Annotated in this window: 20 protein-coding genes; all 20 read right to left on the bottom strand. The window is 52.0% G+C overall.

The features are described from left to right. Nucleotides 1-311 precede the first annotated feature (311 nt). The 20 genes from gnd to KTH89_RS19165 all read right to left on the bottom strand — a co-directional run bounded on the left by gnd (nucleotide 312) and on the right by KTH89_RS19165 (nucleotide 24,386). On the bottom strand, nucleotides 312-1,760 hold the full coding sequence (gnd, locus tag KTH89_RS19260) for a decarboxylating NADP(+)-dependent phosphogluconate dehydrogenase (protein ID WP_238722786.1): 1,449 nt from the start codon (nucleotides 1,758-1,760) through the stop codon (nucleotides 312-314). A gap of 11 nt (nucleotides 1,761-1,771) precedes the next feature. Continuing rightward, the gene (locus KTH89_RS19255; protein ID WP_238722785.1) at nucleotides 1,772-2,845 is read right to left on the bottom strand and encodes a PfkB family carbohydrate kinase; all 1,074 of its coding nucleotides are present in this window, start codon (nucleotides 2,843-2,845) and stop codon (nucleotides 1,772-1,774) included. Between the two features lie 19 nt (nucleotides 2,846-2,864). Then, the gene (locus KTH89_RS19250; RefSeq protein ID WP_238722784.1) at nucleotides 2,865-3,902 is read right to left on the bottom strand and encodes a zinc-dependent alcohol dehydrogenase; all 1,038 of its coding nucleotides are present in this window, start codon (nucleotides 3,900-3,902) and stop codon (nucleotides 2,865-2,867) included. A 17-nt stretch (nucleotides 3,903-3,919) separates the two neighbouring features. Continuing rightward, a complete protein-coding gene (locus KTH89_RS19245) occupies nucleotides 3,920-4,960 on the bottom strand; it encodes a zinc-dependent alcohol dehydrogenase (RefSeq protein ID WP_238722783.1) in 1,041 nt (346 codons plus the stop codon). Nucleotides 4,961-5,026: 66 nt separating this feature from the next. Then, nucleotides 5,027-6,097: a zinc-dependent alcohol dehydrogenase gene (locus KTH89_RS19240; protein ID WP_238722782.1), complete on the bottom strand. Its 1,071-nt coding sequence runs from the start codon at nucleotides 6,095-6,097 to the stop codon at nucleotides 5,027-5,029. Nucleotides 6,098-6,121: 24 nt separating this feature from the next. Further along, nucleotides 6,122-7,405 carry a lactate racemase domain-containing protein gene (locus KTH89_RS19235; RefSeq protein ID WP_238722781.1) on the bottom strand — a complete coding sequence of 428 codons (1,284 nt, stop codon included), beginning with the start codon at nucleotides 7,403-7,405 and terminating at the stop codon, nucleotides 6,122-6,124. A 57-nt stretch (nucleotides 7,406-7,462) separates the two neighbouring features. Further along, nucleotides 7,463-8,533, bottom strand: a complete 1,071-nt coding sequence (locus KTH89_RS19230; protein ID WP_158347684.1) for a zinc-dependent alcohol dehydrogenase — start codon at nucleotides 8,531-8,533, stop codon at nucleotides 7,463-7,465. A gap of 13 nt (nucleotides 8,534-8,546) precedes the next feature. Then, entirely contained in the window at nucleotides 8,547-9,374 is an 828-nt protein-coding gene (locus KTH89_RS19225) for a carbohydrate ABC transporter permease (protein WP_238722780.1), read from the bottom strand. Beyond that, nucleotides 9,374-9,787 carry a carbohydrate ABC transporter permease gene (locus tag KTH89_RS19220; protein WP_330656721.1) on the bottom strand — a complete coding sequence of 138 codons (414 nt, stop codon included), beginning with the start codon at nucleotides 9,785-9,787 and terminating at the stop codon, nucleotides 9,374-9,376. Before KTH89_RS19220 ends, KTH89_RS19225 begins: the two co-directional genes overlap by 1 nt. 17 nt (nucleotides 9,788-9,804) lie before the next feature. Further along, entirely contained in the window at nucleotides 9,805-9,960 is a 156-nt protein-coding gene (locus tag KTH89_RS19215; RefSeq protein ID WP_238722778.1) for a hypothetical protein, read from the bottom strand. 138 nt (nucleotides 9,961-10,098) lie between these two features. Further along, entirely contained in the window at nucleotides 10,099-11,460 is a 1,362-nt protein-coding gene (locus KTH89_RS19210) for a sugar ABC transporter substrate-binding protein (protein ID WP_238722777.1), read from the bottom strand. A gap of 130 nt (nucleotides 11,461-11,590) precedes the next feature. Further along, on the bottom strand, nucleotides 11,591-12,643 hold the full coding sequence (locus tag KTH89_RS19205; protein ID WP_158347680.1) for a substrate-binding domain-containing protein: 1,053 nt from the start codon (nucleotides 12,641-12,643) through the stop codon (nucleotides 11,591-11,593). Between the two features lie 397 nt (nucleotides 12,644-13,040). Beyond that, nucleotides 13,041-16,637 (bottom strand): C1 family peptidase, encoded by a 3,597-nt coding sequence (locus KTH89_RS19200; RefSeq protein ID WP_238722776.1) that lies wholly within the window; start codon nucleotides 16,635-16,637, stop codon nucleotides 13,041-13,043. Between the two features lie 68 nt (nucleotides 16,638-16,705). Beyond that, complete coding sequence (gene nrdR / locus KTH89_RS19195) at nucleotides 16,706-17,155, bottom strand: transcriptional regulator NrdR (RefSeq protein WP_158347676.1); 450 nt, start codon at nucleotides 17,153-17,155, stop codon at nucleotides 16,706-16,708. Between the two features lie 73 nt (nucleotides 17,156-17,228). Further along, entirely contained in the window at nucleotides 17,229-18,884 is a 1,656-nt protein-coding gene (locus KTH89_RS19190; protein WP_158347710.1) for a nucleoside kinase, read from the bottom strand. A 56-nt stretch (nucleotides 18,885-18,940) separates the two neighbouring features. Then, nucleotides 18,941-19,735 (bottom strand): Nif3-like dinuclear metal center hexameric protein, encoded by a 795-nt coding sequence (locus tag KTH89_RS19185; protein WP_238722775.1) that lies wholly within the window; start codon nucleotides 19,733-19,735, stop codon nucleotides 18,941-18,943. 18 nt (nucleotides 19,736-19,753) lie between these two features. After that, nucleotides 19,754-20,455, bottom strand: a complete 702-nt coding sequence (locus tag KTH89_RS19180) for a tRNA (adenine(22)-N(1))-methyltransferase (RefSeq protein WP_238722774.1) — start codon at nucleotides 20,453-20,455, stop codon at nucleotides 19,754-19,756. A 10-nt stretch (nucleotides 20,456-20,465) separates the two neighbouring features. Further along, nucleotides 20,466-21,563, bottom strand: a complete 1,098-nt coding sequence (gene rpoD / locus KTH89_RS19175; protein ID WP_158347664.1) for an RNA polymerase sigma factor RpoD — start codon at nucleotides 21,561-21,563, stop codon at nucleotides 20,466-20,468. Nucleotides 21,564-21,602: 39 nt separating this feature from the next. After that, nucleotides 21,603-23,378 (bottom strand): DNA primase, encoded by a 1,776-nt coding sequence (gene dnaG, locus KTH89_RS19170; RefSeq protein ID WP_238722773.1) that lies wholly within the window; start codon nucleotides 23,376-23,378, stop codon nucleotides 21,603-21,605. Further along, nucleotides 23,379-24,386, bottom strand: coding sequence for a deoxyguanosinetriphosphate triphosphohydrolase (locus KTH89_RS19165; protein ID WP_238722772.1), 1,008 nt, complete (start codon nucleotides 24,384-24,386; stop codon nucleotides 23,379-23,381). It lies immediately after the preceding gene. Nucleotides 24,387-25,704: the final 1,318 nt, after the last annotated feature.

Below are 25,704 nucleotides of genomic sequence, written 5' to 3'. Positions count from 1 at the left end.
GCTCGGTTCCTGAACCCGGCTTTTCGATTTCACTTAGCGTATTCCAGCGCAAGCCCTCCGCGCTCCCAGGGAGATACAAAAGAACCCGGCCGCCCGGAGCGTCCCCGGATACCACCCGCAGTTCCAAGACCTAAGCAGCGGACATACCAAGCCCCCAGGGGAGATCGCTAAGTTCGTGCGGCAGCCCCCTTCGGGACAAGATATTCTAATGCCGTCCCTCAAGCATTTGCCCGATTCCGCCTTTTGAGGCCGTCCCTTCCGACACGGTCTCCTACTCCCGCCCATCCGATTCCCGGCCCCAAACAGAACATTCAAGCGTTATAAGTCCCGGATATCGTACTGCCGCCTTCCCCGGTCCAGTTGGTATGGAAGAATTCACCGCGGGGCCGGTCGGTCCGCTCATAGGTGTGGGCTCCGAAGTAGTCCCTCTGGGCCTGCAGGAGATTGGCCGGCAGGCGGTCGCAGCGGTAACCGTCGTAGTAGGACAGGGCGCTGGTCATGGCCGGGGCCGGGATTCCGTTTAAGAGGGCGCTGGCGCAGATATATCTCCATCCCTGCTGGCTGTTTGTCATGACCTGCCTGAAGTAATCGTCTAACATCAGGTTTTCCAGGGCCGGGTTCCGGTCGTAGGCTTCTTTGATGTTTTCCAGGAAGACGCTTCGGATGATACAGCCTCCCCGCCAGATCATGGCGATTTCCCCGTAGTTTAAGTTCCAGCCATATGCTTGGGCCGCGGCTTTCATAAGAGAATAGCCCTGGGCGTAGGATACGATCTTGGAGGCGTAGAGAGCGGCTTTTAGATCCTCCAGGAAGGCTTCGCGGTCGTCTTCGAATACGACGGCCGGGCCTGTAAGAATGCGGGAGGCGTGGACGCGCTCTTCTTTGGCGGCGGAGAGGCAGCGGCTGAATACGGCCTCCGCGATCAGGGTCAGGGGTACTCCCTCATCCAGCGCGGCGATGCCGGTCCACTTGCCGGTTCCCTTCTGCCCTGCGGTGTCCAGTATTTTATCAAGGATGGGGGCGCCGTCCGTGTCTTTTACTTTCAGGATGTCTCTTGTGATTTCGATCAGGTAGCTGTCCAGTTCTTCTGTCTGCCATCGGCCGAAGACTTCCTGCATCTCTTCGGCGGTCATATTCAGGTAATCTCTCATGATCTGGTAGGCTTCACAGATGAGCTGCATGTCTCCGTATTCGATGCCGTTATGGACCATTTTCACGAAATGTCCGGCTCCGTTCTCCCCGATCCACTCACAGCAGGGGACGCCGTCTACTTTGGCGGCAATGGCCTGGAAGATGGGTTTTACGCTCTCCCACGCTTTCGGGGAGCCGCCGGGCATCATGGACGGACCGTGAAGGGCGCCTTCCTCACCGCCTGAGACTCCGCATCCGATATAGAGAAGGTCTTTGCTCTCCACATAGGCCGTTCTGCGGATGGTGTCCGGGAAATGGGAGTTGCCGCCGTCGATAATGATGTCGCCGGGCTCCAGCAGAGGGATCAGCGCCTCGATATAGCTGTCCACCGGCGCTCCCGCTTTTACCATTAACATGACTTTTCTCGGGGATTTCAGCTGGCTTACCAACTCTTCCAGGGAATAGGCGGGGATAATCTTTTTCCCCTTCCCTCTCCCCTCCGTAAAATCTGTGACTTTTTGGGTGGTCCGGTTAAAGACGCTAACCGTAAAACCGTGGTTTTCCATGTTGACCACCAGATTTTCTCCCATGACTGCCAGACCGATCAGACCGATATCGGATGTTCCCATTTCGCTTCCTCCTATCTTTTTACCCTCGCGTTGCCTTCATAGATGCTTCGGATCTCTTCTTCGCTCGCCGGCTGGCCGTAATCGGTGGCCAGGGTCGCCACTAACGCGCCGCAGGCCCAGCCGTACCGGATCCATTCTTCCGGCGGATAACCGGACAGAACCGCGTAGAGCAGGCCGCCTACAAAGCCGTCGCCTCCTCCGATCCGGTCGTACACGGCGATTTCCCGCTGTTCTTCTATGAACCACCGGTCCTCTGCGTACAGGATCGCTCCCCACTGATGGGTATTGGCGTCGATGACGGTCCGCAGGGTGGTGGCAAAGACAGATGCTCCGGGATAGCTCTTGCTGATCCGCCCGATCATTTCCTGAAATCCGCCGATTTTACCGGAAATAGCAAGGCCTCCGGCTTCCGGTCCCGGTATCCCCAATGCCAGTTGAAAATCTTCTTCGTTTCCGATCAGGATGTCGGACAGATCCGCCAGTTCCTGAAAGACCGGACGCAGTTCTTCTTCGCGTCCTTTCCAGAAGCTGGCCCGGTAATTCATGTCAAAGGAGATCACCGTGCCATATTTTTTGGCCGTTCTGGCAATGTCAAGGCAGCACCGGCCGCTTTCTGCGGAAAGGGACGCGATCAGACCGGAGAAGTGCAGGATTCTGCAGCCTTCTTCGTGAAAGATCCGCTCCAGGTCAAAGTCTTGGGCGGAAATGGTGCAGGCCACCTCTCCCGCGCGGTCGTTCTGAACGACCGGCCTTCTTCTGCCGTAACCGCTGTCCGCGATGTTGAACTGGTGCCGGTAGCCGAAGGGGCCGCCCTGCGGAATCTCAAGGCCCTCGTACTCTAAGTTCCTTTTTCGCAGTTCTGCTTTGATGAACCCTGCGACCGCGCTGTCCTCCACGAATTTGGTCAGTATCTTGACCCGTTTTCCAAGGGAAGCGCTGATATTTCCCACATTGCTCTCGGCGCTGGTCGCCTGCATCTCATACAGACGGCTCATACTGACGGGCTGACGGTTTGCAGGTGTGATTCTGACCCCCATACTGCTGACCGTGACCAGATCGTATTTACAATTTGATTTTAGTTCCATACACATTAACCCTCCCGTGTTACAAGGTTGGATCCACGATAATTTTCAGGTAATCATTGTCCGGACCGGCCAGCTCGTCAAAGTATGAGACTGCTTCCTCAAGGGGAACGATTTTATCCACCATGGCCGCCGCATAGGGACGGTCCCTGAATTTCAGAATGGACTCTTCCAGATCCCGGTGCGTGAATCCGTAGGTCCCGTATACTCTTAACTCCCTTGTCACGATCTGCTGGTAGTACAGGCTGATATCCTTTTGGTTGTTCCCGATCAGAACGATTTCTCCCTTGCTTTTTGCCAGTGTGAGGCTACCGTTCACTGTAGGGCCGACCCCCACCGCTTCCAGTACGATGTCAAATCCGCTGCCGGTATATGCTGCCCGGATGTCTTCGTAGCTCTTTGCCGTAAGATCTTCCGTTTCGATCATGGTTCCCAGAATCTTACGGCAGCGGTCCAGCCGTTTCTTCGCGACATCCATAATGACAATTTCCGCGTCCGGATAGATATCTTTTGCCACAGCCGCCGTGCACATGCCGATCACGCCGGCTCCGATCACCGCTATGGTTTTTACCTTGCCGGCCGGCATAGTAAGCTGCTTTACCGCGTGCAGAGCCACGGAAAAAGGTTCCGCCAGAACGCCGACTTCGGGCTTTACTTGGTCTGGCATGGGGATCAAGTTCTCTTCCACCATGGTAAAATATTCGCAGAACGCTCCGTCCACTTCCAGAACACCGATGTTGCTCTTGTTCAGACAGATGCTATAGTAGCCCTCCCGACAGTTTTCACAGGTTTTGCAGGTGACGATCGGGTCCACAAACACCAGGTCTCCCTTGTGATACCGGCTGTTCTCAAGCGTGGTCTCTTCCACCAGGGCCACCACCTCGTGGCCCATGATCATGGGCGGGATTCTCCGTCCCGTCAGCCCCAGATAGCCGTGGACGTCGGAGCCGCAGATTCCCACTGCTTTTGATTTTAACAATACTTCCCCTTTTTTCGGAACCGGTTTTTCATATTCGGCCAGCTTCATATCCGACGGGCCGTAATATACTAACGCCTTCATAATTTTTCTCCCCTTCTCTAGGCATTCGGCAAAATGACCGATTTTACCGCCTGGCGGCTGTCCATGGCTTCGAACGCTTTTTCCCATTCATCGATGCCGAAGATGAATCTGGAAAATGGCTCCAGGTTAATCCGGCCCGCGTCTATGAGACGGATCACGGTCTCCCAGGTATCCCAGGTATGGCTGAAAGAGCCCTGGATACTGGCGCCCTTTTGCACAATCGGATCGATGGAGACGTCGATGGGCGCCGGCCCCCAGCCAACCTTGGTGATCTGCCCGTTAGGGGCCACGATGTCCATGGAAAGCTTAAATGTGGAAGTATTGCCCGCACAGTCGCAGACGACCGGAACCCCGATGCCGCCTGTCAGCTTTCGGACCGCATCCCGGGGATCTTCCCTGTCCGAATAGATTAGTATATCGGCGCCCAGCTGGCCGGCGATCTCCATCCGGTTCGCAGAGGAGCTTCTGCCGACGGCGATGACCGGATACGCCCCGGCCAGTTTCGCCATGATAATACATAATAATCCGATGGTTCCGGGCCCTATGATGACAGCCGGTTTTCCCGGTTGGATCTGTGTTTTCACAATCATGGCGTTATAAGCCACGCAGCAGGGTTCCGTCAGGGAGGCCCGCTCGAAGGAAAGGGTATCCGGCATGTGGTGCAGAATCCGCTCCGGCACCGCCACATATTCCGAGAAGGCGCCGTCGATCAGCGCGCCGTATCCGCATCTGTTCGGGCACTGGTTATAATTGCCGGTTCTGCAGTAGACACATTCGCCGCAGATCTGCGCTGCCGTCTCACAGACGACCCGGTCGTTAATCTGAAAATGCTTTACCCGTTCTCCTTTTTCCACGATCACGCCGCAGAACTCATGCCCTTGTACCACCGGGGTCTTGATCTTAAACCCGATGTTCTGGTTCCATATATCCACATCACTTCCGCAGACGCCGGCTGCCATCACCTTTAACAGCACCTGATCCTCCCCGCAGACCGGCTTCTCAATATCCATCAATCTGGTTGCCCTTGGTTTTTCCTCATATTTTACAACTGCTTTCATTTCTTCCTCCAGCACCGCAGTTTTCGCGGTATAGAATCAATAGGAAAGGTTCCGTCTAAACAGGCCTTACGGCTTTAAGATCACTTTAATCGCTCCCGTCTCTTCCCGGTTCATCAGCCGCTCGAAGCCTTCCAAAGCCTTCTCAAGGGGCAGCACATCCGTGATCAGAGGCTTTACGTTTAATCTGCCGGCTTCCAGCATTTTTAAGCAGTCATAAAACAGGTCGTCGCTTGCGTTTGCTACCGATACGATGCTTCTCTCACTGCTGAAATCTTTTAACTGGTACTGCACCTTCGTGGTGTTGCAGACCAGATTCACCACCGTTCCTTCCCCCTTGCAGACGGTCAGAGCCATCTTCTGGGTTTCCTCCGTGCCCACCGTGTCGAACACCATTGCGGCCCCAAGCCCATCTGTCCTGTCCAGGATCTCAGGCACCACATCCGCTTCTGTGGAATTAAACACACCGTCCGCTCCCACCTCTTTGGCCACCTCAAAAGCGTAGTCCAGTATGTCCACGCAATATACCCTTCTGGCACCTTTTAGCTTCAGGAGCTGGATGATGGACAGGCCCACAGGACCGGTTCCGATGATCACGGCGTCCTCCGCGAACACTTTCTTTATCTTTGACACCGCGGCCAGGCCGACGGCCACAAAATCCAGGGTGGAGACCTCCTCAAAGGTGGAGTTTTCAAACGGATATACATGGTCGCTCCACACCTGGCAGTATTCCGCCATACCGCCGGGATAGAATTCCATCTCTCCCCATCCGGCCCCGTGTCCGATATGCTTTGTGTTTTTACAAAGGTTCATCCTGCCGGTTCGGCAAAACTCACAGCTTTTGCAGGTATTATAAACGATAACCCCCACTTTTTTGCCAAGCAGGTACTCATCTTTTTTATCTTTTACTTCCACGACTTCACCGGCAAATTCATGTCCTAAGATCATATTGTCGGGGTTCTGGGTGACATAGCCTAAGGTCTGCTGGGACCATGGGTTCTCGCCTTCCAGATATCTGATATCACTTCCGCAGATTCCGCAGGCTTTTACCTGCACCAGAACTTCGCCGTGGCGCAGCGCGGGTTTCGGCGCATCCATATAATGAATCTGATTGTCTGTTTTCAGTACTACTGCTTTCACGTGTTTTCCTCCTCTAACCGCCTGTTATTTTGAACCTTTCACCTTGACCAGCGTTTCTCCGCAGAACGGGATCATACCGATTTCGGCGTTCTCTCCCAAACGAGCCTTTGCCATCAAAACCGCCTCTTCCACCGTAGATGCTTTTTTAAACTTCAGAAGTTCATAGTCCTCGTCCGCCAACCCGTCCGATACACAGATGATTTCCGCGTGGTTGATGAGCTTGTGGTGATTGATGGCGTTGGTCGCTCCCACCTCGTCCTCGATCTTTCCCTCTTCCGCTTCTTTTAGAATCTCCTCCAGAGTCATGGGCATATATTTTTTCAGCGCCGGAAGGTGGAACGGCGCGTTTCCGCATAACCCCTCCGATGCCTCGAAGAGAAAGATGATCGTACCGCCCTCTTTCACGCCGAACTGTGCGAAGGCATAGGGTTTGAACGCCTGCCAGAAATCAAAACAGCAGGGAGCCGCGTTAGCGATCACGATATCCGCCCGGTGATCGATAACCGGACACAGCAGCTGTTCCGCCAGCTCCACCCCCGCCCGGTGCGCTTCGATAAAATGTCCGCAGAACAGGCCCTGAATTTCTTTTTTCTCATTCAGCACGGTATTGACGATATAAGACAGATTTACCTGGGAGCCGATATAGTCGATTTCCTTCCTGCATATATTATCCAGCGTCCCCACGATATCCATGGTGTTGGTTTTGACCGCTCCGATCCAATGGGTGTAGTCCGTGGTTCTCCTGGCGCTGACTCCCGGCTGGATCGTCTTCGCGCCGCCGCTCCAGCCCACGACCACATGGGGAACGATATTGCCGACTGCCAGTACAAAGTCTGCTTTGAGCACCTCTTTATGTAAATCCACCGGAGTTCCCAATTCCGTAGTCAGGACGTATTCGTAATCTTCTTCTTTGGTATAGTCCACATTTAACAGCGGATACCGTTCCAGGATCTCTCTGCCGATCTTCTCATCCAGCTCCTTTTCGCTCATGGGCCTGTGCGTTCCCGGCGCTGTCATGATACAGATATCCTTTGTCTTTTGTTCGATCCTGGCCAGCAGATGAGGCAGGATTCTGGCGCAGGGCGTGGGTCTGGTAGCGTCATCCACGATAATCACTACTCTCCCGCCCTCCGGCACCGCATCCTCCAGTTTTTCGGCCCCGTAGGGATGATCCAGCGCCTCCTCGATTAGCCTTGCTTCCTCCTGCTTCTTCGGAAGCTCCGCCAGCGCCGCGTAGTATATTACCTGCTTTTCATCCAGCCGGAACGATATCTCATGGGTTCCTGTATTCATCTTGTATTCTTTCATATACTGCCACCTCTCAACTGAAATGTATTACGCCTCTTTTTTAAGCATTCTTCGCTTTTAAGGCACCAATACCACTTTCATGACCTTTTGCTGCTCTTTATTCAGCATGATGTCAAACCCGGTCTGCACTTCGTCAAGAGGCAGCACATGGGTAATCATTTTTTTAGCCTGAATGGTCCCATTTTGAATCAGCTTGATTCCCAGCAGGAAATCCGAGCTGTTATTATTGGCCGAAGTGATTAACCGTTTTTCGCCGGCCAGATCCATCAGCTCATAGGAAGCCTGGGTCATATTCGCCACCAGGTTCACAAGGGTGCCGCTCTCTCTTAAGATATGCAGGGCCTGTTTCTGGGTTTCGGCGGTTCCCACCGTATCAAATACTACGTTCGCGCCGTTCATCCCGATCTCCCTCATACCGTCTTCCAGGGATTCCTGCTGGATGTTCACAGCCCTGGTCACCCCCACATCCCTGGCGATCTCAAGGGCTCCCTCATAGACATCCGTGCAGATAACTTTATCGGCGCCGAACGCCTTCACCGCCTGTACGATACTTAAGCCTACGGCCCCCGTGCCCAGCACCACCACATCATCGCCGGGCCTGATATCCGACTTGGTGATCGCATGGATGCCCACGGAGATGGGATCTAACAGCGTGGCCTCCTCAAAGGACATGGAATCCGGGATTTCACAGACATGGGTGTTCCAGATCTGGCAATACCCCGCCATCCCGCCCGGATAATAATCCATGGTGCCCCAGCCGGCCCCATGGCCGATATGCATCGTCTTTTTGCACAGGTTGTAGTTCCCGTTTCTGCAATATTCACAGACGCCGCAGGTGTTATAAGCGAGAACCGCCACCCGTTTTCCCAGCAGATGCTTAAATTCCGGATTCTTCACCTCGTGTACGATCCCGCCCCACTCGTGGCCTAATATGATATTCGGCGGGTTCGGCAGGTTCTTGCCCAGAGTATGTAAAGCCCAGGGATTCTCCCCCTTGTAGTAACGGACATCGCTGCCGCAGATACCGCAGGCCTTGACCTCCACGATCAGATAATCGTTATCCGCCTCAGGTTTTTTAATATCCTCCAATTGAATGACTTCCGGTTCTTTCAACACAGCTACTTTCATTGCGCTCTCCTTCTCAGCCTTTCACGGCTCCTGCCGTCAGGCCGCCTATAATGTATTTCTGTAAAAAGATGGAAATAATACAGATGGGAAGCGTGATCAGTACGGACGCCGCCATCAGTCCGCCCCAGTCTACCGCAGCGTAAGACACAAAGCTGAAGATCGCCACCGGCAGCGTGATCGTCTTCCTGCCGCTTAGCACAAGGGCAAACATAAAGTTATTCCAGGAAAAGATAAATGCCAGCAAAGAGGCCGTCAGAATACCGGCCCTGCACAAGGGCAGTACGATTCCGAAAAAGGTCCGGAACTTGGAGGAGCCATCCACCCAGGCCGCCATCTCCAGTTCCATCGGAATCGATTCAAAAAACGGCGTCATAATCCAGACAATAAGCGGCAGCGCGACCAGCATATGGGTCAGAATCATCGCCGTATAGGAATCCGTCAGCTGCATCTTTGCGAAAATCGTAAACCAGGGAACCAGGAACGAAATACCCGGGATCATACGCACCACCAATATGATCAGGCTCATTTTCCGCAGCTTATATCTGGCGATGGCATAGGCTGCCGGCAGGGATAAGACCAACGCGAAAACAGTGGATAACAGGGCGATGATAAAACTGTTGATCATCGGCCTTACAAAATCATATTGATAAATCACATTGGAATAGTTCATCAGGGTCGGCATAAAAGAAAACAAGCCTTTGCCGGCATTCAGAATATCCTTCTGCTGCTGCAGCGACGCCAGGACCATCCAAAGCATAGGAAAAAACGAAATAAAAGCCAGGCCATAAATGAGGATGTGTTTTCCAAATGCCGCTGTAAGCCGTGTAATTTTTTTATTCACTAATAATCCACCTCCACCTTCTTTTTGACAAACATGAAGATACAGGCGATCAGAATCACCACCAGGAAGAACATGACCGTGATCGCAGAGGCGTCTCCGAACTGGAAGTACTGGAAGCTGGTCACGGTAGCCAGAATATTGATCGTCTCCGACGCATAGCCCGGCCCGCCCTGTGTGGTGGCGTAGATGATATCAAAGGTCTTAATGACATCGATCAGCCTCAAAAGGATAGCCGATAAAATAGCCGGACTGGCCAGCGGAATCGTAATATGGAAGAACCGCTGTACCGGAGAAGCCCCGTCTACTTTGGCCGACTCATACATTTCTCCGGGTATGGTCATCAGACCGGCCAGGACCATCAGCATCACCATCGGGGTCCATTCCCATACATCAATCATGATGAGGGAGGGCAGAACCTGGGAGGCGGAAGCTAAAAACTGCTGCTTTGTTTGATGTTTGACATGCTCCAGTCACAAAAACTAAGCCCAATCGTATACAGCATCGGCGCTACAATCATAACCAGTACGAAGATGATGACCGGAGCCATGAAAATAACTTTTAAATGTTTATCAACCCATTTTGACATTTCTTACTATGTCTCCCTTCTCCATCGAAAGCTGCCTGTAAGTTTAAAGAAGGAACTTTTTGAACACTAAGGGCTGTTGTTAAAACATCAACAGCCCTTTTCACCTCATTGCCTTCTCATAGCCTATCCGACGGGGATTTACTTGGTTCCGAAATCTTCGTCAATGATGGACTGGAATGTGGCGTTCGCCTTATCTGCAGCTGCCTGCACATCCCCTCCATTGATGGCTGTTACGATTACTTCCCCGATCGCGTCCCTTGCGCGTCCCACAGAGATTACCTGCGGCCGGTCCGTCTCGACGCCGATATCTCCGGAGGCCAGGATCACCTTAACCAGTTCCGGCGGGAAGCTCTTATTGGCTTCCGGGTCATCCCACACAGAAGTACGGGCTCCGGAATTACCGACGCTCTGGGCCAGAGTAGCCACTTCTTTGCTGGTCGCCCATTTCACGAACTCCATGGATGCCTCCGGATTCTTCGTGTTTGCCGCGATCGACATACCCCAGGAACAGATATTGTAGACAGCGCCTGTTGGCATTACCGCGAAGCCGGTCACATCCGATACTGTGCTGTCCGGACCGCATGCGGAATTATAAAGGGAATCCGCGTCCGTATACATCGCCGCGTTGCCCTGGGAATACAGAGCCGCCGCCTGCTGCCAGTGCATGTTCAGGACTCCGGGAGGGCCGTATTTTCTCAGCATATCCCCATAGAACGTAAAGGCCTTCACCGCTTCCGGCGTATTTAACGCCGCATTGCCGTCTTTGTCCACCCAGTTGCCGCCGCAGCCATACAGATAACCGGAGAACTGGGTTACCGCCGCCGCTGTCAGTCCACGGGACACGATGCCATAGACTTCATTGTCGGGATCATTCAACTTCTCAGCCGCCGCCATCAGCTCATCCATCGTCTTCGGAACCTCAAGTCCCGCTTTTTCGAATAAATCTGTCCGATAGTAGAGGATCTGACGTTCGGTTACCAGCGGTAATCCGTAACAGGCGCCGGATGCGTCCTCATAGGATGCAAGCGCGGACGGAATGAAATCGGAGGCGTCCACTTCCGGATCGTTCTTCAGAGCGCTTAAGTCATAGACCCAGCCGTTCTGTATGAACATTTTAATTTCCTGTAAGGGTCTTGTCATCATGACATCCAGTCCCGATGAGCCGGAAGTCAATTCGATCGCCAGTTTTTCACTCAGCTGGTCTTCCGCGTAGTTCTCCGCTTTTACGATAATTCCGGTTTTCTCGGTGAATTCATCCAAATGCGCGGTCACGGCATCTGTCCAGTTGTGATTGGCAAAGATGACTCTGATCTCGGTTCCCTCATAGGGCTTATCCGACGAAGCTGCGTTTTCATCCGCTCCCTGCTCCTCTGTCTGCGCGGGGGCCTCGGCTTTACCGGTGTCGGAAGCCGGCGCGGATTCCTCCGCTTTCTGACCACAGCCGTACAACGTGGATGCCAAAAGAATCAAACCCAATACCATTGCTACATGCTTTCTCATAACATACCCTCTCTTTTTTTTATTTATCTTATACGAGTCACGTGCCTCGTAAATGATATCAAAAATTAGTTACGAGGTACGTGCCTCGTAAGTCCCAAAAAAACACCCTTGAAATCTCTTAGTGTCACCGTCACAGGGGGGTGACCGTCTCTTTTAATTTTATTTGTAAAGCCACGTATAATGTATCGTCCGTTATCTCATTCTGGAAAACATAATCGTAAATCGCGTAAATGGTAGTGTATCCCAGCCGTTCCAAATTCACGCCGATCAGCGCATCAAAATAACCCAGCCGCAGATCCTTTTCCATCTGTCTGGTAAAATCAAATGCAATGATAGAAAGCTGGTCTTTCTTCTGCAGCTTCTGTACCATCTCCACAATATACCCGGCGGAACCACAGCTCACAATAATGCCGTCCAAATCCGGATAATCCTCCAACAGCTTCTCCACCTTGGCCATTGCGATGTCTTCCGGATAGGTATTGCGTCCCACTTCCACCACCCGGATACCGGGATATGCTTGTTCCAGATGCTCTTTCGCCGAATCGATTCTGATCTGGTGGACCAGATTCTTCTCCAGGCCGCTGAGCAATGCAACCTTTCCTTTTCCTCTTAAGAATTTTCCCATCAAACCGGCCGCCACGTTACCTTCTCTTTTCTGGTTAATGCCGATTTCGTACGGGAATTGAAATTCCGTATTCTGAGCCCCGTTTATGTTAAAATAAGAAATGAATTTTACTCCGTTATTCATGTGTACACGGATCGTTTCAAACAGATCCTCTGATTTTTCTTCCAGGGAGATCGCGATACCGGACACCCGGTATACCTCTACCAACTCGTTGATCACCGTGATCTGCTCAGACGCCTTACCGCTCTTAATATGGCGGAACATAAAGGAAACGCCTGTCTTCTCCAGAATCTCCACGGCTTTCAGCATTCCCGCGTAGATCTCGTGAAACAAAGGGTTCTCAACCGGAGTAATATCTGCGCATAAGATAACGCCGATCACGGTCCTGTGCTGGATCGCCAGCATCTTCCCGACCACATTCGGCCGGTATCCCCGTTCCTCGATCTGCTTTAGTATTTCTTTTCTTCGCTCCTCGCCTACGCCTTCCCGATTATTAATCACCCGGTCCAGTGTCGCCCGCGAGCAGCCGATCTCCAATGCAAGCTCTTTTAACGTCATGGTTAATACCACCTTGCATCCGTTATTTACGAGTCCCGTGTCTCGTAATGATTCGCAAATAACTTGTATGTACTTTCTAACTAAGAGTATAGCCGCGATTGTATATTCTGTCAAGCATCGTTTATTTTTTAACACTTTTCTGTTCGATTTTCTCAATCCGGCTGATATCCCGCCCTGTATATTGCCGCTTTTTTACCAATTTTTACCGCTCATTTGATATTTTATACAACATTTTGTCGGGCGCGCTATATGATATCCTCCTGTCTTACCTAAACTATCTCCCCTATCACCCGGCTGCATATTCCTTACTTTTTATCCTGGAAAAAGCCGGAATCCATTCAACGCACAGATGAATATACTCCTGTACGTGAATGGATTTCCGGCTTGTTTATCAGCTTTACGATCCTTTTTTCTTTCTTAGATGCCTTCTGACCAATACGATACTTACAACCGCCAGCAGAATCACCGCTGCTGCCGCAGGTATCCCAATGACGACCCACATCGGAACCTTCTTCGCAGTCTCCACCGGTTTCACGGTCACCACGGAGTCCACAGAGTCACCAGCTCCTCTTTGCTTTCCGCCGTCCGTCACATCTGCTCCTGCTTTGGCGGCCGCCGCCTGATCTACAGGCTCATCTGATACCAGCACCCCAAATGGCGAAAGGGAAACCACCTCAGCCGACACTCTTGCATTTGCCACCACCGTTTCATAAGCTTCCATCTTTTGATCCGCATAATGAAGAACATAAGCTTTTCGTCCCTCGTATTTGGGATCGACCCGGAAGGTAACCATTAATTTCCCCAGATATTCATCCGTATCCAGCAAAAGCTCCTGGCAGCTCACCAGTTCCATGCCGTCTGCGGCTCTCTCCTGAAACATCTGGTATTCGTCGCTCTCCATCGGTAAGTCGGCGCAGAGAAGCCTCGTATCCCGATTTTTAAAATTCCCGACGATACATACCCGGCCCTGGGTGTCCCCCTGGGGCTTTACCATGTTTCTGGTTATTTTCAGCACGCCGGGTTTTACCGAGACGTTATAATTTTCCGCGCTTGCCTCCGCCATAATCGGATAGGTACCGGCTACGGTTTCCTGATCGGCTGCGCACTGATAGGTCACATGGATATCGTCTTTGGTATCGTGGCCCACCAGCGCATTTTCATAGACATTGAATTCAAATGGCTGATTCTCTTTTCCAAAGGAACGAATCTGATCCGCTACCGTTATATCAATCTGCTTCTTCAGCACTCCGATCGAAGCCGTGGAATAGGCTTCCTCATAATTCACCCTGTCATCCGGCACAAAGACTATCTCGAATCCCCCGTTGTCAACACCCGGCAGCACTACCGGATCTTTCCACCGGAAGCTGCCCGGAACATGCTTACCGTTGCATACCGCGGATGCGGTCAGGTCTGATTCTCCCAGCCGCTGGCCGTATACCAGGGTCGAACCGCCGGCGCTTACTATCATGGGCGCTGCCTTTTGCACCTGCAGAGGGATCTGCATAATGCAGGCCTCGTAGCTGCTCCCGGCTGCGGGCGTAAACCGCGCCGCATAGGAGGACTGGTCCGCGCTTGGCACCGCATCTTCATTTATCCAGCTCCATGCCCCGCCTTTTACGGCCGGAAGCGGAATATCCGAAAGCTTCTGCTCCGGATCATAGACCGCCCCGGGCATCTTAGGAATGGTAGGTATGTTGGTACGGACCGCGACTGCATACAGCCCGTTTAGCACGTCGGTCTCCAACATCAAGCGCCCGTCTTTTACGCCTGTAAGATCCGATGCTTTAGACGCATTACCTGTTCCGGATATCGAATACAGCCGGATATTTTTCTCATCTGTCGTATCATAATACGGGAATTCCAGCTGCACCGCTCCTCCTGGCAGGTACTTTTCCCCATTTCTCTGGGCGCTCAGCTGATAGAGTACAAAGGAACCGCCCTGCACATCAGCCTCCAGGGCCTTATACGCCGCTTCGTACACGCTCCCTTCCGTGAGAACCGCAGAGGATAAAACCATATCCTGGGGAACAATTCCCTGATTATCGATCACTATTACCTGCTCCGGGGTCGTAAGCTCCGTATCCGATAAGGAGAATTTAAGCCGGTAATCCCTGCTTTCTATCCCGTCCGCGTAATCCAGATGGATCAAAAGCCCCTGCTCAAATGCTTTCCTGGGGATGTCCTCTTCTGCCTCATACTGGGTTCCGTCCGATGACAGGATCACGGCTTTCTCGGGATTTTCCGCACGGTATTCCATCGAAAGCGTGATCGAGGAAGCATAAGAGCTAAGCGCCGCCTTGTTCGCGTCAGCCGGGTCCGGATCATAGACCGGCTGTGTTAGCAGACGTTTCCCTTCCGCATCTTTTTCGGTAATAGCAAGCTTAGAGATTCCCAAGTCCGGCGCCGTGTCGCTGTACACCTTAATGCAGGCGTTCCCCAGCTGCACCGGGACATCCCCCACCGTAATCTGCCGTACCGCATCCTGCCATGTTCCGTTCTCTTCCGACCAGTAATAGCTCTGCCCTTTCTCATAATCCAGCCGCACCAGATTTGATCCATCCACAGCAGCTTCCTGAAGATATTGATAATGACCGCCGCTTTGTGCCGACGCGACTACGGTAAAATCCTCCCCGGCTTTCACACTGAATCCGCCGTTCTCCATCGGAAGCGTGTGAAAGCCCGCATAAGGAATCATCGTGGACTGATGATATACTTCCTGCCCGCTCTCGGGTATTCCGTCGATCGACGACCGGTACACGGAGACATCCACCATCGTATCCGCTTCTAGAGTGTAAAGCCCTACCGCTTTGATGATCTCATCACCACGGGCGGTATAGCGGTTGGCGAATTTTAATTCCGCCGCATCGGTTAATATAAGCTCGCCCGTTCCAACTCCGTCGTATTGATAAATATTCCGGTACACTTCTTCTTTTGGTCCGGATTCTTGATCAGGAACCGCTTCGAACAGCGTATAATCACACAGGCTTCTGTCATAATAGGACAGGTAAAAATAACCGTCCCGGTCCGCCTCCCGGCCACGGCTGTTTTTGACAATCCAGGCTCCAGGCCCTTCCGGAAGGCTCTCTCCGGCGAAATTCGCCTGTTCATAACCGTCATCCCAGCCAACGATGGCTATCCCCTGATTTGCAGGCTTCTCGCCCGGATAGAAATACGAACAGGTCTGCGCCTCATAATAACCGGAATTCTCCCTTGCTTTTTCGTCCTCATAATAAGAGGCCGCCACGGCGCCGTTTTCCATGATGCACTTCTTAATCTCCGTCAATGCAGCCATATCGCAGGAATAGGATTTTCCCGACCGAACGGCCGTTTCCGGCAGGTAATAGGCGTTAGCCATATGAATGCGGGAAACCGTGGGGTCCGCCGCCTCAGCCAGCGGTTCTTCATAGGGAGCGTCTTTTTCCGCAGCCGCTCCGTACCAGCGCGCCAGCGTTACCGCCGCCTGCTGCCTGCCGCCTCCCGCCGTAAAAGCGTCTGCGCCTGATGCCGGGATCGTAAAGGTATCCCCGCCCCCATAAGCGCTCTTATCTTCCGCGCCATTTTCTCCATGATAGACGGACCACGCCAGATGCCGCTCCGACAGATCCACTTCCGACGCCGCATCCGCCTTTTTCATCAGATTGGATTCTAAGGAGGCCGCCGCCGCAAAGGTCCAGCCGGTAGACGCATCCTTTTGATCCTTCACCGACGACACGTCATTTCGTCCCTGTGCCTTTCTCAAATCATACGCTGCCGGGACCTGTTCCGTCTCCTTTGTCTCCTGCAGCTGAGGCATAGGACTTAAGATGCTCTCATCTTCCAGCCGCATACGGACAGAACTGCCCTCCAGAGCCGTAAGTCTGCCCTGTATGGCCGGTTCACTGCTTATCTGATACCGGGCGGGCTGCTCCCCCAAAGCCGGCCGCACCATTGTCATCGCCAGTAAAAACGCCAGACCCAACGTCCCAATTCTCTTATCGTTCTTTCTTATCCCCATGTACACCTTCACCTCTTACTGTCCAATTCCAAATTAAGAATCGTTCCATTCATCCGCCGCAACGGTTCTTAGTTTAAAATTTTCTTAATCTCGTCCATAAAAGTGTTCACATCTTTGAATTCCCGGTAAACGGATGCAAATCTGACATAAGCCACAGTGTCTAAGTCTTTTAACTTGTCCATCACGATCTCTCCAATCAGGCTGCTGTCGATCTCTCTGACCTCCTGGTTGAAAATATCGTTTTCCGCCTCATCCACCAGATCGCTGATCTGCTTGGCGGATATCGGCCGTTTGTGACAGGCCCGCAGTACGCCGGCTTCGATCTTTTTCCGGTCGTACTGCTCCCTGTTGTTATCTTTCTTGATTACGATCAGCGGAATCGTCTCCACCTTTTCATAGGTGGTAAATCGCTTCCCGCATTCGTCACACTGCCTTCTTCTGCGGATCGCACTGTTGTCGTCTGCGGGCCTTGAATCGATCACCCTTGTATTTTCCTGATTACAAAATGGACACTTCATTCGCTCTCCTCCTCAAGTATACTATCACTGATCTGGGCTCTCCTGTCCGGATCTTGAGATCCGAAGCAGGCTTTTATACATAAAAACAGCTGCCGCCCACAAATTCTCTTAATATCGAATTCATCGGTATATGTTCCGTTCCCACTCCGATAAAATAGTCCAGGAACTTAAGCAGGCGTTTTGCTTCCACATATTCTTCGGATTCCCTGGGTATCCCGAACAGGATCGGCTGGGCGTATTGTTTTAATACGGCAAGCTCATAGATCAGAGCCGAGTTAAACATCACATCCGCTTCCTCCTGATAAGGGAAAATATTCTCTTCTTCCCCTCTTCGCACCGAGGCCCACATGTTGATGGTGGCGTCCGCCGAAGTCCCTCTGGTTCTGTAATCTCTTACCAGACGCCGGATCAGCCGGCCATCCGTGCTGGGTATCCGGTTGTGCTCGTCGATATTTAACTGGGTCAGGGCGCTGATGTAGATTTTATATTTGCTGTCTCTTGGAAGGGTAGGCGAGAGTTTGTCATTCAAGCCATGGATTCCCTCGATAACCAGAACATCCTCCGCGCCAAGTTTCAGCGTCCGCCCCCGGTACTCCCGTTTCCCGGTCTTAAAATTAAAGGTCGGAAGCTCTATCTGCCTTCCTTCCAGCAGATCATTCATATCCTGATTAAACTGGCGCACATCCAGCGCCTCCAGGCATTCATAGTTGGGTTTGCCGTCCGCATCCAGCGGTGTCTGGTCCCGGTTCAGGAAATAGTCGTCGATGGAAATCGGATGCGGGGTCAGGCCCTGGGCCGTCAGCTGTATGGACAGCCGGTGGGCAAAGGTCGTTTTCCCCGAGGAGGACGGACCGGCGATCATGACGAATTTCTTCTCCGGCCGGGCGCAGATCTCTTTCCCGATCTCGGACATCTTATGCTCCTGCAAAGCTTCCTGCACGAGAATCAGATCGTTGATTTCCCCTTTGGTGATCCGGTCGTTCAGGCTTCCCACCGTTCCGATCTTTAACATCTCTCCCCATTTTTCCGACTCTTTGAGTACGTGGAAAAGCTTTCCGTGGGGAGTGGAGGACGGCACCACCTTCGGCGCATGCCTGGTCGGAAGCTGAAGGACGAAGCCCTCGTCATACAGGTACAGGTCAAAATATTTCAGATAACCCGTATCATTTACCATATATCCGTAATAATAGTCCTCGAATTCATTGATACTATAGATATTTACCTTGGAAACCATACGGTACCGGAACAACCGTTCCTTGTCGTACATGCCGTGCATGCCGAACAGACGGATCGCGTCATCCGTATTGACCGAACGTTTCATGATGGGGATCTTGCGCTCCACAAGCTCCCGCATCCGGGCCTTGATCCGGTCCAGCAAATCCTGTGTCAGGCTGGCATCGGCCTCCAGGGTACAGTAAAGCCCCGCTCCCAGTGAAAAATTCACCCGGACATTGCGCACCTGGTCATGGCCGCAGACATCATACACCGCTTTGATCATCAGCAGCAGTACGCTTCTTTGGTAAGTCTTCATGCCGCTGGAATCCCTGGCCGTAATAAACGACAGCTCGCAGGGGTCTTTAAGTTGCTTGTGCAGCTCCCTCAGCCGGTTATCCGCCATGACAAGCAGAATGTCATCCTCGTATTGGGACTGGTATTCCCTGGCTATATCCAGAAAAGGAGTTTTTGCGGGATACTCCCGGTCTTCTCCGTTAACCGTAATTTTCACCATTTCCTGCTCCATATGTCTCACCTTCCAATCCTTTCTGATTGCCGCAGTTACCGGGCTTAAACCACTTCAAATGGCTGGCAGACCGGCGCTTTTACAATCTCAACCGCAGGTATCTCTTCCGATAAGAACCGCTCCATATCCGCTATAAAAATATGTTCGATCCCATAGTGCCCGGCATCGATCACGGCCATCCCCTGGGAAACCGCATCGATCCCCTCGTGATGGTCGATATCTCCGGTAATCAATACCTCCACCCGCTCGTTTAACGCGGCTTTCAGCATACTTTTTCCTGAGCCGGGTGCCACAGCCGCACAGGCTACTTCCCGGTCCAGATCGCCAAACACCTTCACATTTGGCAGGCCGAACGCTTCTTTTACATAAGCGCAGCATTCCCGCACCGTCATTTTCCGCGGAAGAGTACCGATCCGGCCAAAGCCCTGGCTCTCCCCGGAGGCGCGGTTGAGCTCGCAGACAACAGGTTCAAGAACCCTGCGCCCGGTCAGATTCAGATATCCCGCGGCCAGCTCCGCCATGCCGCATACATCATAATTCGTGTGCATCGCATAATAGGACAGATCCGCCTTGATCATGCGGATGATCCGCCTTCCGATAAAATCCCCGGTGTTCACCTTGCGTATAGGTGAAAAAATCATGGGGTGATGGGTAATCAGCAGATCCGCCTTCGCAGCCACCGCCGCCTCTATGACTGATTCCGTGGCGTCCAGGGCGAGATAGATCCTGCTTACCTCTTTTTCATCACTTCCGACCAGAAGTCCCGGGTTATCCCATTCACAGGCATAAGCAACCGGATAACTGGCCTCGATCCGTTCACAGATCTCTTTGCATTTCATAGGGCATTCCTCTTCCCTTCATGTTTCATCAAAGAAAGCCAGTGCATCCCGCACCAATAAGAGTTCCCGCTCCACTTCCTGAAGCCGTTTCTTTACTCCCTGCTTTCTTAACTTTCCGCCAAGCTCCTCATACAGCTTTTGTTCTTTCAGAAGATAGGCGTGCAGCACCGGATGCCGGTCACGCAGCAGACAGGGACCGTAACAGAATCCTGTCGTACAGTATATGCCGTCCGGCTGGTCCATATTTCCTCTGACCGCTTTCATCATAGGGTAATATTTGCCGTCCTCCAGAACCATATCTTCCTGCTCTATATGAAATCCCTCGCCGTACACAAATCTGCGCACCGCCTCGATCTCGGACTGGGGCTGCAGAATCCATTCCCCCATAGCCTGCGCCGCCGGCCGGCTCTGGGTGAGGATACGTATCGTAAGGGGGCCGCCCATGCCTGCGATGACACAGGCATCCGCCTCCCCCTCTTTTACTTCTTTTAATCCATCTGACAGACGGGTTTCTATGTAATCCGTAAGCTGATGCATCCGGATATGCTCGTCTGCCCGCCGAAGCGGCCCGGCGTTAACGTCCAGCGCCAGCGCCCGCGGAATCACTCCCCGCTCCACCAGTTCGATGGGGATATATCCATGATCCGTACCGACATCCGCCAGTACGGTTCCGGGCGTCACCAGAGCGGCAACCGCCGACAATCGTTTTGACAACTGCATGGGCTTGCTCCTAATCCAGATAATCTTTCAGCTTACGGCTGCGGCTTGGATGGCGCAGTTTCCTGAGCGCCTTAGCCTCGATCTGTCTTATACGCTCCCTGGTCACATTGAACTCCTTGCCCACTTCCTCCAACGTTCTGGCCCGTCCGTCGTCCAGGCCGAACCGGAGCCGCAACACCTTCTGTTCCCTCTCCGTAAGAGTTCCCAGCACCTCTACCAGCTGCTCTTTCAGCAGGGTAAAGGCCGCGGCGTCCGCCGGTACCGGTACATTGTCATCCTGGATAAAATCGCCCAGATGGCTGTCCTCTTCCTCTCCGATGGGGGTTTCCAGGGATACCGGTTCCTGGGAAATCTTCAAGATCTCACGCACCCGTTCCACCGGCATGCTCATCTCTTCTGCGATCTCTTCCGGGGTAGGTTCCCGTCCCAGTTCCTGCAGCAGCTGTCTGGATACCCGGATCAGCTTGTTGATCGTCTCTACCATATGCACCGGGATACGGATCGTTCTGGCCTGATCCGCGATAGCTCTCGTAATAGCCTGGCGGATCCACCAGGTCGCGTAGGTACTGAACTTGTACCCTTTCCGGTAATCGAATTTTTCCACCGCTTTAATAAGCCCTAAGTTCCCTTCCTGGATCAGATCCAGGAACAGCATACCCCGGCCCACATATCGCTTCGCTATACTGACCACCAGACGCAGGTTGGCTTCGGCCAGGCGCTTCTTCGCGTCCTCATCGCCGATCTCCATCTTCTTCGCCAGTTCAATTTCTTCTTCCGCGCTCAAAAGGGGAACCTTACCGATCTCTTTTAAATACATACGCACCGGGTCCTCAATGCTGACCCCGTCGGGAACGGTCAGGTCGATGTCTTCTACTTCCACCTCGTCCTCTTCATCCAGAATGATATCGTCATCGTCCTCGGTGATGCGCAGTACATCAATGTTATTGGCCTCCAGGAAATCCAGGATCTTATCGAACTGATCCGCGTCCAGTTCCATATCCCGGAAAAAATCATTGATCTCCTGATACTCCAACACATTCTTTTTCTTTTTGGCAATCGCCAGCAATTCCTGCAGGCGTTCTGAGAACTTCGCCATATTTTCTTCCATTTTAGTTCCATCCTTCCATAGCTTGTTAGTATTTTATCCTTAATCCCAGGAAATATGCAGTTTCTCCATGCGTTCCAGCATCCGCTTGTCCTCAATGATCCTCTGAAGACCTGCGATATCCGTCAGATCCATGTGATCGGAACGGTATTCGATGCTGTTGCGCTTTATCCGGCACAGGGTCTCTTTCAGCGCTTTTTCTTTTTCTTCTTTTGTCTCCACGTCTTTTAACGTGGCATTGAACAGGGCGGCCACTTCCCGCTGTTCCTCCGGGTCCTCAAACCGGTTGATGATCTGGGCCGGTTTTAGTTCCCCGTTCTCAAACTGGGCGAACAATAGCTGCGCCACCGTCCGATGCAGGGCGTAGGTAAAATCCTCCGCGCCCACGTAGTCTTTCACCGTCCCAAACAGACCGGGATCCTCGATCAGCCAGGTCAGCAGCAATTTTTCCGAAGTGGACATGCCGCTCTCTTTCTTCTTCGCTTTCTCCGCGGTCTGCCTTGGGCGCTCCCTCGGCTGTACCGCCGATTTGCTTAAGCCCATCTGGTTCACCAGCCTGCGCAGGTTTTCATAGCCGACCGGGTATTTTTGAGCCACCGCTTCTATATAGTTATTTCTTTCGATTTCTTCCGAAAATTCCAGCAGCTTCTCCGCCGCCGCCCGGTAAAACGCGGTCTTTCCCTCCGGGCTGTCCATATCGTAATCATGCTCCATGACGGAAAGCTCGAACATAAAGCTGTTCTGGGCCTGGTCGATCCGCTCCTTAAAAGCCTCCGGCCCCAGGTTCTTAATGAATTCGTCCGGGTCCTTATAGGGCCGTAGATTCAGCACCTTAGCCGTCAGTCCCGCATCCTTTAGCATCGGAATCGCCCGCATGGCCGCCTTCACACCCGCCCCGTCGCTGTCATAGACCAGCAGCACCTGCTGTGTATACCGCTTCAAAAGGCTGGCATGCTGTGTGGTCAGGGCGGTTCCCAAAGAAGCCACCGCATTGGTAAATCCCGCCTGGTGCATGGCAATCACGTCCATATATCCTTCACAGATCAGAAGGCTTGGCTTTCTGCTTGACTTGGCGATGTCCAGTCCGTAAAGGTTCCGGCTCTTATCAAAGATCCTGGTCTCCGGCGAGTTCAGGTACTTTGGCTTCGCCTCCCCCATAACCCGGCCGCCGAACCCGATAACCCGGTGGTTCACATCCATGATCGGAAACATGACCCGGTTCCAGAACTTATCGTGGGGCCCCTGCTTCTCATCGTAGGTCACCAGCCCGGATTCCTTTAACTGCCCGTCGCTGTACCCCTTCTTCTTCAGATAGCGGTACAGATCGTCCCGGTACATGGTGGAATATCCCAGGCCGAATCTGCGGATCGTCTCTTCCGTAAGGGCCCGGCCGGTCAGATAATCATGGGCGGCCTGTCCGCCTTTTTGGGACAGCTGATAATAATAATATCTGGCTGCCTCCTTGTTGATCTCCAGGAGCGCGGTCCTCAAATCATTCTGCTTCTTCGCCTCCGGGGAATACTCCTCCTGGGGCAGTTCCACACCGGCCCGCTGTGCCAGCATCCGCAGCGCTTCCGGGAACGTATAGTTTTCATATTCCATTAAAAAGGTAAATACATTCCCCCCCGCTCCGCAGCCGAAGCAATAATACATCTGTTTCGACGGAGTCACGGAAAAGGAAGGGGACTTCTCATTGTGAAAAGGGCACAGCCCGAAATACGTGCTGCCTCTTCGCTGCAGCTTCACATACCCGGAAATGACATCAACGATATCATTTTTCATCCGCACCTCTTCGATCAATTCATCTGAAAAATACATTTAATACACCTGCCAGGAGCTGGGAATATAAAATTCGGTAAACTTCGCGATCGCGAACTGATCTGTCATCCCAGCAATATAGTCACACACCACCCGATCCAGGCCGCACTGTGCGCTCAGCATCTTCTTAAACTGCTCCGGCAATAGATCCGGGTGTTCCATATAATACATAAACAGGCCCTCCAGCATATTGATGGCCTTCTTTTCTTCTCCTTTAGCCCGCGGGTTCGTATACACATGGGTAAACATAAACTGGCGCAGCTCCTTCATCGCCTCTTCGACTTCCGCCGACATACGGATATCCGGAACCCCTTCGCTGTTCCGGATCATATCATGAATCAGCGTATTCAGGCGCTCCCTGGTCGTAAATCCCAGGATTCTCCGGTAGTCCGGAGGAATATCCTCCTCCGTGAGTATCCCGCCCCGGATCGCGTCGTCAATATCGTGGTTAATATAGGCGATCTTATCCGAGAGCCTCACCACTTTTCCTTCCAGTGTATGGGGACTGCCGGCCGTGCGGTGGTTCAAAATCCCGTCCCTGACCTCCACGGTCAGATTCAGGCCCATCCCCTGCTTCTCCAGCACTTCCACGATCCTCACGCTCTGTTCAAAATGGGTAAAGCCGCTGCTGCACAACCGGTCCAGCACCGATTCCCCCACATGTCCGAAGGGCGTATGCCCCAGATCATGTCCAAGCGCCACCGCTTCCGTCAGATCCTCGTTCAGGCGAAGCGCCTTGGCAATCGTTCTGGCGATCTGCGCCACTTCCAGCGTATGGGTCAGGCGCGTCCGGTAGTGATCTCCCTGGGGAGTCAAAAAAACCTGGGTTTTATGCTTCAGCCGCCGAAAAGATTTGCAATGCAGAATCCGGTCCCGGTCCCGCTGATATACGGGTCTTATGTCACAGGGAGGTTCTTCCCTGTCCCGGCCCTTGGAATTCTTACTCAAAGAGGCGTAGGGACTCAAAAACTCCGTTTCCCATTGTTCCATTTTCTCACGTATCGTCAAGCGCATCACCATCCTTTGGATTACCGCACCGATAAACTATTCCCTAATTAATATATTCTGCAAAAATCTTCAAAATCCTTTTTTTCTGCTGAAAAAATTTAGGTATTATTACTTGGGGGGCGGAGCGAGCCGGGTCGGGGACTGCCGGGGGGCGTGGGACTCACGTTGCGGGGGGCAAAATCGCTTCGGCCAGGTCTAAGAACGGGTAACTACGATGATGGGAGAACCTCTTATTGGCAGGGCCTGGAACAAACTCGCCACAATACGGCTCGGACAGTGTTCCAGGCCCTGCGAGGTTCTCCCGTCATCTGCGTAACCCGTTCTAAGACCTGGCCTCAAGCGTTTTGCCCCCCGCAACGTGAGTCCCACGCCCCCCGGCAGTCCCCGACCCGGCTCGCTCCTTGCTTTGGTGATAATTTTAGTTCCATGTGCGAAAGGGGAGGTTTGTTGATGGGGGGAAATTGGCAGCGGTTCTAATAAAAGTTCTAATTCTGTTGTTACGAGGTGTTTGGACTGTATTCATTTTTTTGAGGGTTTTTTTGTTTTTGGACTTTTTAATTTTTACTTTTTATTTTATTGGGTTTTTTCTAATTGGTTTTATATTACTAGGTTTTTTATATTTTTATTGGTTTTTATGATGGATTAGAACTTACCGGGATTTAACTAAAATAACTGAGGGTATTCTGGATAAACTTGGATTCATTCATCTTAGAAAAGGATGCTTGCAGACATGTTTTTGTAAAATACTAATTGCGGATAGCTGATTTGGTATCTGGATACCGGCTTCTTTCATCCGGCAGGAAAGTTAAAGTTTGCAAAATGATGGTTTTTGAGAATTATTGCATAACGATTAGAAATATTGAGTGTTTATTAAATTAGAAACTGAAACTGACAAGTCGGAATATAAAATAATTTCTTAATTCGGTAAAATTCGCGAGTGAATTCAAGTACCTATGTAATTACTCATATATGTATTTATATATTTATTTTATTCATATATCTATTCATATCCAAGATACGGGTATCTGTTCATTTACATATTCATCTATTGGTCCGTTGCTATTTTATATTTCATAGGGTCAGATAAAATATATATTATTAATACTATACTTAACAGTTTATTAATACATACCCTTCGGGGCGGATTCGTGGCATTCGCTGCTCAATAATGTATACTTAACAGTATCCCATTAATACATGCCCTTCGGGCGGATTCGCAGCATTCGCTGCTCAATAATGTATACTTAACAGTATCCCATTAATACATGCCCTTCGGGCGGATTCGCAGCATTCGCTGCTCAATAATGTATACTTAACA

This window comes from Diplocloster agilis (genome assembly GCF_019042275.1).
Lineage (GTDB): Bacteria > Bacillota > Clostridia > Lachnospirales > Lachnospiraceae > Diplocloster > Diplocloster agilis.
The sequence above is the reverse complement of the archived record's forward strand: the minus strand, read 5'-3'. Positions and strand labels throughout refer to the sequence as shown.